The 10,737-nt window shown below is 37.3% G+C and carries 9 protein-coding genes; 5 read left to right on the forward strand and 4 right to left on the reverse strand.

Features of this window, described 5'->3' with window-relative positions; translation table 11 throughout:
- Positions 1–49 precede the first annotated feature (49 nt).
- The 3 genes from G9C87_RS11015 to G9C87_RS11025 form a co-directional block, all read right to left on the reverse strand.
- Positions 50–1,951, reverse strand: coding sequence for a SusD/RagB family nutrient-binding outer membrane lipoprotein (locus tag G9C87_RS11015; protein ID WP_172280973.1), 1,902 nt, complete (start codon positions 1,949–1,951; stop codon positions 50–52).
- Positions 1,952–1,961: 10 nt separating this feature from the next.
- Positions 1,962–4,862 carry a SusC/RagA family TonB-linked outer membrane protein gene (locus G9C87_RS11020; protein ID WP_172280975.1) on the reverse strand — a complete coding sequence of 967 codons (2,901 nt, stop codon included), beginning with the start codon at positions 4,860–4,862 and terminating at the stop codon, positions 1,962–1,964.
- 224 nt (positions 4,863–5,086) lie between these two features.
- Positions 5,087–5,680 (reverse strand): PadR family transcriptional regulator, encoded by a 594-nt coding sequence (locus G9C87_RS11025; RefSeq protein ID WP_172280977.1) that lies wholly within the window; start codon positions 5,678–5,680, stop codon positions 5,087–5,089.
- Between the two features lie 252 nt (positions 5,681–5,932).
- Here G9C87_RS11025 and G9C87_RS11030 point away from each other — a divergent pair, with 252 nt between their 5' ends.
- The 5 genes from G9C87_RS11030 to G9C87_RS11050 all read left to right on the forward strand — a co-directional run bounded on the left by G9C87_RS11030 (position 5,933) and on the right by G9C87_RS11050 (position 10,528).
- Positions 5,933–7,015 (forward strand): cupin domain-containing protein, encoded by a 1,083-nt coding sequence (locus G9C87_RS11030; RefSeq protein WP_172280979.1) that lies wholly within the window; start codon positions 5,933–5,935, stop codon positions 7,013–7,015.
- Between the two features lie 36 nt (positions 7,016–7,051).
- Positions 7,052–7,939 carry a fumarylacetoacetate hydrolase family protein gene (locus G9C87_RS11035; protein ID WP_172280981.1) on the forward strand — a complete coding sequence of 296 codons (888 nt, stop codon included), beginning with the start codon at positions 7,052–7,054 and terminating at the stop codon, positions 7,937–7,939.
- 23 nt (positions 7,940–7,962) lie between these two features.
- Complete coding sequence (locus tag G9C87_RS11040) at positions 7,963–8,466, forward strand: DinB family protein (protein WP_172280983.1); 504 nt, start codon at positions 7,963–7,965, stop codon at positions 8,464–8,466.
- A gap of 35 nt (positions 8,467–8,501) precedes the next feature.
- Positions 8,502–9,794: a spinster family MFS transporter gene (locus tag G9C87_RS11045; RefSeq protein ID WP_172280985.1), complete on the forward strand. Its 1,293-nt coding sequence runs from the start codon at positions 8,502–8,504 to the stop codon at positions 9,792–9,794.
- A 203-nt stretch (positions 9,795–9,997) separates the two neighbouring features.
- The gene (locus G9C87_RS11050; RefSeq protein WP_172280987.1) at positions 9,998–10,528 is read left to right on the forward strand and encodes a hypothetical protein; all 531 of its coding nucleotides are present in this window, start codon (positions 9,998–10,000) and stop codon (positions 10,526–10,528) included.
- Here the strand turns inward: G9C87_RS11050 and G9C87_RS20800 are convergent.
- A partial coding sequence (locus G9C87_RS20800) for a hypothetical protein (protein WP_228457002.1) occupies positions 10,521–10,737 on the reverse strand: 217 nt, incomplete at its 5' end. The genes G9C87_RS11050 and G9C87_RS20800 overlap by 8 nt on opposite strands.

Genomic DNA, 10,737 nt, shown 5'->3' on the forward strand with positions numbered 1-10,737 from the left:
TAAAAATCCCTGCTCAAGGTCTGAACAGGGATAAAAAGAATTATTTTTATTAGTGTTTTGCCCACCATAGCGGAGTCAGTATAGCATCTTCTGCCCCTAAAAGCTGTACAGCTTTCTGATAACCATCGGGATCTGAATTACGGAAACTGCTTGGATACCTTAGTCTCTGAGGAAAATTCTTAATTGAGTTGGTCATATAATTACCTGTTGTAATAGCTGGTAAGTTAACTAAGGGAGTTTCCACAGCCGGATTTTCAAAAAACGGCAATCCCAGCCTTCGGTGGTCATTCCATGATTCAAGCGGAAGCCACGGCATGTTAGCCAAATACTTTTGCGTAATGATTTTAGTTAATTTATCATTTTTAAATGCTCCATTTTTGTATATCGTATTAACAGGATAGTTAACAGAGACTGAGACCAAATTATTGGTCGCCGGATCTTTGTACTTCATTGTGTGTGTTGCTCCAGGTTCCGAAATATGACTGTATGCAACAGAAGTTCCGTCACGGTTATAATCGGTAGAAGCAATATACTGTCCGTAAAATTGAGAAACCCCATTATAAGTAAAGCTATCCTGGATCCCTTTGTTATAGGCGACTTCATCGCTCATTGGAGTAGACCATCCTTTCAAAGCAGCTTCTGCAATCAGGAAATAAGATTCCCAGCTCGCAAAAAATATCCTGGAATTAGCGCTTTCCCTGTATTGCTTACCCAACGCCGGTGCACGGCCAATTAATCCTCGTAATCCATTCCTTTGTCCTTTTTCGGCCCAGTTTCCAATAGTAAATGCATTCCAAGTATTGACTGCATTTACAGTAATGGTCGTATTATCTGAAAATTTAAGTTCTCCATAATTGGTTTTCGCATCGTTGGTATAAGTAGGATAAAGAGAATAAATAGGATTGTTAAAATCACCGGGAATGTAAAATGTTTTGTATGCCCTAGGATCCATTTTGTTCGGAATTCCATCCAGCCAATATCCTGCGGATGGATCATTAGTAAGTTTTGTAAACTGCTCATCATATCTTATTCCAATATAATCTTCGTCCCGTATTGCACTATGCTTATCAGCGCTAAGTTGATCTGCAGAATTTATACCTCCCAATCCAACATATAGATTGTTAAGAGTAGCAGATAATAACTGTGAATTCCATTCACGCGACATCACACCGGTAAGAGCGTCCCATCCCGGTTTTTCCGCGACACTAAAATTTTCGCTACTTACGCTTATAAAATTATTAGTTGCCACAGCCGCCTCAAATTCTGATTTTGCCTTAGCCGGATCTACTTCAGAAATTCTCATTGCTATTCTCATGCGAAGCGAATTGGCATATTTAACCCATAAATTCCATTTTAATTTATAGGCAAGATCATATTTTGAGATATTGTCCGCAGGCACCGGCTGATTAAGATCGATTTTGCCCACAGCATCTTTTAATTCCTCCAGGATATAGTAATATACTTCTTTTTCAGAATTAAAATCAGGATTAACTGCCTGAAATGCCTGGATCGGCTGAGGTCCAAAATTATCCGAAAACTCACTCATTAGATAGGCTCTCCATATACGGGCAACCTGAATCAAATTGTCATAATGAGGCAGCCCCTGACCCTTAGCTTTCTTTTCATTGGCAATTTGAATGGTAGCATTGGCATTATTCAGCCATTGTGAGATATACTTCCAATATTCCACACTCCACGCATCATTATCCGTACCGCCGGCTATACCTGTACTGAGATGCTGCCTTGCTGCTGTTTTCCAGTATAACACAAAAACTCTTTCTGCAATATTGGGATCTTGCTGTGCTCCTAAGATTGAACTGTTTAAAAAATATTCAGGCTGTACCTGATCAATATTGGCAGATAACGGATCTGTATTAATTTCTTCAAAATCTTTACATCCTGAAAATGCTACAAAAATTAATACGAGAAGTGTAATTATATATTTTTTCATGGGTATTGTATTAAAATCCTAAGGTTATGGTAAATAAATATGATCTCATGGTCGGAAAGGCAAGGTTTTCAAAACCTACCGCATTTGAACTTATAGCAAACACTGATTCGGGGTCAATTCCCTTTGCCTTACTATAGATCATCCAAACATTATTTGCTGTGAATGCCACTTTAGCGCTTTTTATCACAAACTTTTCAAACATTGTCTTTGGAAAGTTATAAGAAACCTGAATATTTCTTAGTCGTATGTTCGTTGCATCATAAATATTCTGTTCTGTAATACCTAAATTTCCTGTGGTAACCGCTTCCCAGTAATTCTGCTGTGTAATCTCTTTAGTGTTGGCTGTAAAACCTCCATTATTTCCGGCAACGACTCCGTCCACTACAAAATTATCGCGTTTTCCGCCAGGTGCAGTATCTTTCGCTAAACCTGATTTTTGCAATGCTAATTGGGTTCCTGAGAAAAATTCTCCACCGATACGCCCGTCAATTTGAAAGGAAAGACCAAAATTTTTGTAAACAAAACTATTGGTAAAACCAAATAATGCTTTAGGAGACTGATTTCCCAAATAGAAAAGACCGGTTTCCTTTTGAGGCGCACCATTTCCATCTACGATCAGTTTACCAAAATAAGGACTGCTTGTATCTTCAACCCTCTTAAATTTGGAGCCGTATATAGCACCATATCTTCTTCCAACCTCTGCGAATATGCTTACATCATCAAATCCGCCAAGCGAATATTTAGTAACCTCTCCATCGATCTTATCAATTCTGCTTGTCATTTGGGAAAAGTTGATATTCATATTCCATGTAAAATCCTGTTTTTTAACAATATCCGTATTGAATACTACTTCAATTCCCTGATTCTGTAGGCCTCCTGCATTGATCTTTTTTTTCTCATACCCTGAAAGAGGATTCATTGGCAGGTTGATCAGCTGATCAGTTGCTTTGGTATTGTAATAACTGACATCCAGTGAAATCCGGTTAAATAATCGCAGATCCAGTCCAACTTCAAATGTTTTAAGTTTTTCATTCCTTAAGTTCGGATCATATAAAATCTTTTTCCGATCTGCTGTTACGTTTCCGTTAGGATCTTTTTTAACTTCAAAAGTATTGTAGAGTTCATAAGCTTCCAACGAGTTTCCAGTTACAGCATAAGAAGCTCTTACTTTAGCAAAAGATAAAAATTTGAGCTTGGTCCCGTTTATTTTTGCAAGCATATCGGTAATAACCAATGAAGTACTTATTGAAGGATAAAAATAAGACCGGTTTTCTACCGTAAGCGTTGATGACCAATCATTCCTTGCTGTAGCATTAATAAACCAATATCCATCATAATTTATCTCTGCTGCTGCAAAAGCTGAGTTGATTTTTTTATTTAAAATAACTTCCCGTATGTCAGGATTACCTACAGAATTATTGATATTAAAAAAGTTGGGAGAAGTCAGATTGGGAGCTGAAAGATAGATCGCATTTGTCCTTGTTTCCATCATTTGTCCATATATCGATAAGGAACCACCCCATTTTCCAATAATATTGTCCTTTTTGGCATTCAAACTCGTTATATAATTATTCTCATAAAACTTTTCCTGGCTTGTATTATAAGAATTATTCAGCCTGGATCCCGTCCATGTTTTCGCATTGGCATCCAAAGAATAAAAGTCCGTTCCTAAGCGAACATCCGCACTCAGCCAGTCATTGAATTGATATTTAAGATAGCCACTTAGCAAGAAGCGGTCTTTTTTATCTTCATTCAACCTATTGTAAGAAGCCCAATAAGGATTAACTCCGTTATTTGTTATCCATCTCTGCGTAACGTTATTCTCGGTCATTCCTTCTTTGTAATCTCTTATATCAATATTTCTCGGCATTAATAAGACACTACCATAAGTATTATTATCCAAACCTCCATTAGGACGATTATTTGCCTTGGTACTTATATACTGGATTTTCACATCAGTTGTCCATCTCTTTTGTGCCCCGAAATTAGAATTCATTTTAGCCATAAAATTCCATCTTTCATACTTCGAGTTGGGAACCTGACTATTGTCGTATAAATAATTTCCGGAAGTATATAAGTTTGTTCCCTCGCCCAGGTTTTCCTGAAAACTTATTGTATGTTGGACACTCGTACCTGTCCTGAAAAAACCTTTAAGGTTATCATAGACTTTCATATCTGTTCCATCGATCTGAGGTCCCCAGCTGTTTGTATTATCAAGATTACTTGGTAGATTTGGAAGTCCGTTGCTTCCCTGAGCAAAGTTACTTTGCAAGTCGGGCTTCATAAATATCTTTTCAAAACCTAAACTTGTGGAGTACGTGATGCCAACTCCTCCTTTCTTTTTGCCGGATTTCGTTGTGATGAGAATAACCCCGTTTCCAGCTCTTGCACCATATAATGCCGACGCAGCTCCTCCTTTAAGAACAGAAATAGTTTCGATATCGTCAGGGTTAATATCACTTAAACCATTTCCCATATCAGTATCCGGGTTCCATAAATCATTATTCTTTGCCCCGTCCTGGCTCCTGCCTTTTACTCCGGCTGAATTATTAATGGGAATACCATCCACGACAATTAAAGGCTGGCTATCTCCTTCAAAGGAATTGAATCCCCTGATATTGATTCTGGAAGATGAAGCTGGTCCAAATCCGCCCTTTACAACCTGAAGTCCCGCCACCTTACCTGTTAGTGCATTGGTGACATTGTTTTCCTTAGCGTCTACTAAAGCCTGTCCTTTAACATCCTGGAAAGAATATCCCAGAGATTTCTTCTCTTTTTTCACACCATATGCAGTAACAACTACTTCATCAATTTTTGAAGTTTTAATTGAATCTGTAGATTGTGCATAAAGCCCATTGAAACAAAAGAATGCAGATTGTAGTAGACCAATCCTAAATAGTGTTTTATTCATATTATATTAATGTGATGTGACACAAACATAATATTTTAATACTATTTAACAAAGAAGCAAAATCTAAAAAGAGGAATTAATGTATAAATTTGAATCTAACACATTTATATTCAAATCAAAAAAATGACGACAAAGTGAAATATTCCACTATATTTTAACCGGAATATCGTGTTTCTGTTGCATTATAACAATTAGGAAAATCAGAATATTTACCTAACAGGCTTTTACAAATCATTTTCTGAAAAAAAAGAATAGGCAAATTGTCTGATTCGTTTTGCCTGTTCAACCTCAAACCTTGCCTTGGCAGCAATTTCCCCATAAGCAAAAGCACGCGCCATCTGAATTTTTTTAAACTTCTCTTTTGGAGTAGATTCCGATCTCATTTTCATCAGCTTGTACTCATTGGTTTGTATTTTATACGTCGCTTCTTCAAGCTGGCGTGCTCTTTTTTCAAATTTTTCAATATGTTTATCTATCACAGAAAGTGCCTGTTCTAAAGTACACTTTTCCATGTAAGAAGACCAAAGTAAAAAAGGCTCCCGAATGGGGATATATTGAATATCATCCTGAATCCAATCATCAAGCTCTTTTCGACCGGTGTCGGTAAGGGTATACTGCTCCACATTCATTTTTTCTCCCCTGATACTATTTTCAGTTTCTACCAGGTTGCTCTCTTTCATACTTTTAAGAGCATTATAAATCTGGCTAGCTGTAGCACTCCAAAACGGAACTACTGAAGTACTCAAATTTTGAGCAATTTCGTAACCTGTCATAGGGGCTATTTCCAACATAGACATAATGATGTGTTTGGTCGACATACAGATGTTTTATACAAATATACTCATTACAATTCTATTTTTTCATCAATCTCAAAATATTACTTTAAATACTATTTAAAAATAATAATACAAAAAAGGATGCATTATCAAAATATTTAAATTTATTCAAATTTAATTTGGAATATTCATTTATTTATATCTAAATTTAACATCATCATATTATTTACATCATAAAAGCAATAATCCATATTTTGAAAAAACAAAGTAAAATAATATCATAAATACTATATTATGAAAGAAAAAGCAGCGTTATACTCCAAACTAAAAGAACAAAATCTAGTTCCTCTTTGGCTTGTCGAGCAAGATGTATTACCGCTACGGCCTAATCCGGCTGCAATCCCCTGGCTTTGGAAATGGGATCAACTTTATGAACTGGCAGCAGCTTCCGGAAAGCTCGTAAATCTTGAAGAAGGTGGGGACCGACGTGCTTTAGGATTAAGCAATCCAGGGCTTAATGGAAAACCTTATGCCACTGAAACTTTATGGATGGCATTACAATGGTTAAATGGTAAAGAGATCGCTCCTCCACACCGCCATATTTCACAGGCCTCAAGATTCATTATCCGAAGCGAGGGTTCTTATAGTACAGTTGAAGGAAATAGAATCTTTTTGGAAAGAGGAGATTATGTACTTAATCCCCCCATGCTGTGGCACGACCATGGCTCTACCAATGATAAACATGCGATCTGGTTAGACGCTTTAGACATTCCGCTTACCAACTATCTCAATGCCAATTTTTTTGAATCCTACCATTTGGATCAACAGGAAATAACCAAAAAAATGAATGCGTCTGTACTGAAGCATGGCAATGGTAATTACCGTCCTTTATGGGAACCTTCTAATAATGAATATCCTCCGGTATCAGTTTTTAAATGGAAAGACACCCTAAAAGCACTTAATGATCTTAAAGAAGCAGATGAAACGAGTCCTTATGATGATGTTGCCCTGGAATACGTCAATTCATTCAATGGAAAGGCAGTCATGAAAACCTTTGGTGCATCAATACAAATGATCCGTCCTAAAGTACATACCAAAGCCCATCGTCATGTTTCCAGCAATGTATACTATGTTTTTGAAGGAAATGGCTATTCAGTGATAGATGGGGTACAATTTAACTGGTCGGAAGGGGATTTCTTTGTGATTCCTACCTGGGCCTATCATGAACATTGTAACATTTCAGAGGATTCTGATGCAATCCTATTCTCCGTAAATGATACCCCGCTGATGCAGACACTCGATAAATACAGAGAAGAACCTTATCTCGAAAACGATGGTTATCAAACCGTTCGCGAAGTCTTTAAAAGTCCTCTCTAATTCTTCTAATCAATTTAAAATTTTAAAATACATCCAATGAAATTATTAATGTTTACCGTGGGCTCTTCACAGCCCAAATTCGGGGCTTTTGTTCAGGAAAAAATCATTGATCTTAATGAAATTGCCCGCCTGGCAAAGCTTTCCCTGCCTCCCAGTATACAAGAATCTCTAAAAAGCAGTTCCGGATTATCAGATGCTGAAAAAGTTATCGCATATGCTGTGGCAAACTGGAATCAACTTCCGGAAAATGCGATTTGGAAAGAAGATCAGATTGAATGGCTTCCTATAGTAGGATCTCCCGAAAAAATTGTATGTGTGGGACTGAATTATAAGCACCATATTATGGAAATGAAAAGAGAAATGCCTTCCACACCCGTATTATTTGCTAAAATGGCAACGACATTAAACGGACATAGACAAGATGTTCCGTATATAGACCTCTCTAACTCTTTAGATTATGAAGCAGAAATGGCTGTTATTATCGGTAAAAAAGGGAAAAATATAAAAAAAGAGAATGCCTTGGAGTATATAGCTGGGTATTCATGCTTTAATGATGTAACAGTACGTGAATATCAATTTAGAACTATTCAGTGGATGCAGGGAAAAAACTTTGATGGACATGGACCTATAGGCCCTATGATGGTAACCCCCGATGAAATAGAAGATCTTGCTGCTTCCAGAATTACCCTTCGACTCAATGGAGAAGTAATGCAGGAGTCTTTTATTGGTGATCTCATTTTTGATGTTCCCACCCTTATTGAAGCTATATCAGAAATCATGACCCTGAATCCCGGAGACATCATCGCCACTGGCACTCCCTCTGGTGTCGGATTTGGGAGAACTCCAAAAGTATTCATGCAAAGAGGAGATGTAGTGGAAGTAGAAATTACCAATATTGGCTTGCTACAAAATACTATTAAATAAATACGATTCTTAAAACATAAATCATGAGCAATACAACATTAACTCTTGAGGAGATCAAGGAATCTCTTCAACATTCCCAAAAAAAATTCTTGGATTTACTAGACAAAGTTGTTCCCACACAAAAGCTATATATAAGGCCTTCGAGCGAAGAATGGTCTTCTGGTATTGTATTCTGGCATATTGGTGAAGCCCGGATTTTCTTTGTAAACGAAATCCAAAAAGTATTGGATGATCCTTCTATTTCTATTGGTAGAAAAATGGATAATCCAATTCGTTTAGCCAATATAGAAGAAGCGGATAAGACTCAACCATCACCAACAGAAATCCGGGACAGGTTGGAAAAAAGCTATACCGAAATTACCCGTTTATTTGAAAAGCTGACCCCTTCCGACCTAGAAAAGGAAATTCAGCATATGAATCCTAAATTCGGATTAATGAAAGTTAGGGATTTTATTGATCATTTTATCGTTGAGCATGATGCTATCCACGTTGCCCAAATTAACAGGGTCGTGAGTCAGATCAACTAGGGATATAATATATTCACATAAAAAATAAAACTTATATGGACTCTCAAATTTCTGAGCATAAAAGGCTGGGGCAAACCCAGCCTAATTATGCACTACTATTACTGACTCTGGTATTTGCGCTAGGGTTATTGGACCGGGTAATTTTCAATGTACTGTTGGACCCTATCAGAGAGGAATTCCACCTATCAGACACTGTGATGGGTTTATTATCAGGCTTCGCTTTCGTTGCATTTTATTCTGCCATGACCTTTCCCGTTGCAAGACTTGCCGACCGATATAACAGAAGGAATATTGTGGTTACAGGACTTACTATATGGAGTGCTATGACTGCTTTTAGCGGACTTGTGGCTAATACTCTTCAGCTTACTATTGCCAGGATCATGGTTGGCTTTGGAGAGTCAATGGGGTCTGCTCCTGGTCATTCTCTTCTTTCCGATTTTTTCCCGAAAGAAAAGCGTCCTAAAGCTTTCAGCATTTATTCCGGAGGTCTTCACATTGGAATACTGTTAGGCTATATCATTGCTGGTCTTGTAGGCCAAATGTTGGGATGGCGTTATGCCTTCTTTTTTGCCGGAGCACCCGGACTTATACTTGCTCTCATTATCCGTTTAACAATGAAAGAACCATTACGAGGCAGCTCAGAAGAACATTACAAACTAAAAGAGCTTGGAATTCCTTTAAAAGAAGCCCTTAAAGACATTTTTAGCCGGCAAAGTTATCTTCTTGTACTCATCGCAACCACTATGGGAGCTTTCGTGATTTATGCATTAAGTACGTGGGAAGCAACTTTCCTCAGAAGAATTTATCACTTTAATGGAAAACAAATAGGATTGATTGTAGGAGTGGTGAAAGGGGGAACGGGTCTTGCAGGTGCCTTTCTTGGAGGATGGCTTTCCAATACCTTTGGAAAGAAAGATTATAAATATATCTTACAAATCCCAGCTATAGCAACATTTTTATGTGCCGCCTTTTCTCTTGTATTCCTATTTTCCACAAATGCTGCTATGGCCATTATAGGACTCGGTATGACAACATTTTTTCTCGCATTTCATATTGGAGTATCGTGGGGTGTAGCTCAGACAGTCACACGTGTTGAAGTACGTACACTGGCTGCCGCAATATTAACCATTTCCTGCAACTTTATCGGTCATGGATTTGGCAGTTCTGTCCCAGGCTTTTTCAATGATCTTTTGTCTGAAACATATAGTGTTAATGCCATACGCTATTCATTGTTATCTGCAACAGGTGTAGCATTGCTAGCAAGTATCATTTATTGGAAAGCTTCAGGGCTTCTAAGAAAAGACATTAATACAATAGAACAAAGATAGATTTATTCTTACTGTTTTTGATACAACCTATTTTAATTGTTCATTTTAAAACTTATATCTCTATGCTGTATTCGTATAAAAAAAATTTCAGCCATTGCCTTTTACTTTTATCATGCCTATTTCACGCACAAATCACCAATGATAGTATCCCATCTCCACCGATAATTCAAACAGAGATTGATGCAGGTTATAGAAAAATACTGATGTCCACAATTGTTACAAAAAAAATTGATAGACAGAAGAAATTTAATTTTCTTAACATAACAGCTGTACACAGCTTCTATACTAAAGATGATCGCCGTTTTGATGAAGTATTTAGTAATATGGCTGTAACCTATAATTACGCAGGTCCTTTTGCGGCGGGTGCCGGAATGAAATTCGTCAATACTACCGGAATTACTCCTTTTCTAACAGCACAATATTCCAAACGTACTCCAAGATTATCCGCTATAATACTTCTTTCTTACATGGTAATCAATATTCCTTTGCGGGAAGCTATTGTAATGATCAATTATCGGTATCCAATCAATCGAGATTATCAGCTCTTTACCCAGCTACTGGCCACTACCAGCTGGTTAGATTTTAAACTACACCGTAGAAGTCAGCAACAATTTCGGATAGGATTGGACAACAAAGCATTTCAATATGGACTTGCTATAGATTTTGATCAGTATGGCTTAAACCCCGTAACCAAAACCAATGTTGGATTGTTTCTTCGAAAAGAGTTTAGATAGATAGCATTAATAATAAATGATGATTGATAGTTGATGGATCTTTTATTGCTATCGTGTGGTATAGTAGGTATAGATATGTATAGGTATAGATATAAAACAAAAAAGTCTCATACAAATTCATGTATGAGACTTTTAATAAAAACTGGCGGCGACCTACTCTCCCGCTTGTCGCAGTACCATCGGCGCTGGTGGGCTTAACTTCTGTGTTC

Origin of the sequence: Chryseobacterium sp. LAM-KRS1 (assembly GCF_013184525.1) — a bacterium.
Taxonomy (GTDB): domain Bacteria; phylum Bacteroidota; class Bacteroidia; order Flavobacteriales; family Weeksellaceae; genus Chryseobacterium; species Chryseobacterium proteolyticum.

What these genes read in the sequence shown, in the direction of transcription:
- G9C87_RS11015 (WP_172280973.1), bottom strand. Translation starts at nt 1,951, where the DNA reads ATGAAAAAATATATAATTACACTTCTCGTATTAATTTTTGTAGCATTT.
- G9C87_RS11020 (WP_172280975.1), bottom strand. Translation starts at nt 4,862, where the DNA reads ATGAATAAAACACTATTTAGGATTGGTCTACTACAATCTGCATTCTTT.
- G9C87_RS11025 (WP_172280977.1), bottom strand. Translation starts at nt 5,680, where the DNA reads ATGTCGACCAAACACATCATTATGTCTATGTTGGAAATAGCCCCTATG.
- G9C87_RS11030 (WP_172280979.1), top strand. Translation starts at nt 5,933, where the DNA reads ATGAAAGAAAAAGCAGCGTTATACTCCAAACTAAAAGAACAAAATCTA.
- G9C87_RS11035 (WP_172280981.1), top strand. Translation starts at nt 7,052, where the DNA reads ATGAAATTATTAATGTTTACCGTGGGCTCTTCACAGCCCAAATTCGGG.
- G9C87_RS11040 (WP_172280983.1), top strand. Translation starts at nt 7,963, where the DNA reads ATGAGCAATACAACATTAACTCTTGAGGAGATCAAGGAATCTCTTCAA.
- G9C87_RS11045 (WP_172280985.1), top strand. Translation starts at nt 8,502, where the DNA reads ATGGACTCTCAAATTTCTGAGCATAAAAGGCTGGGGCAAACCCAGCCT.
- G9C87_RS11050 (WP_172280987.1), top strand. Translation starts at nt 9,998, where the DNA reads ATGTCCACAATTGTTACAAAAAAAATTGATAGACAGAAGAAATTTAAT.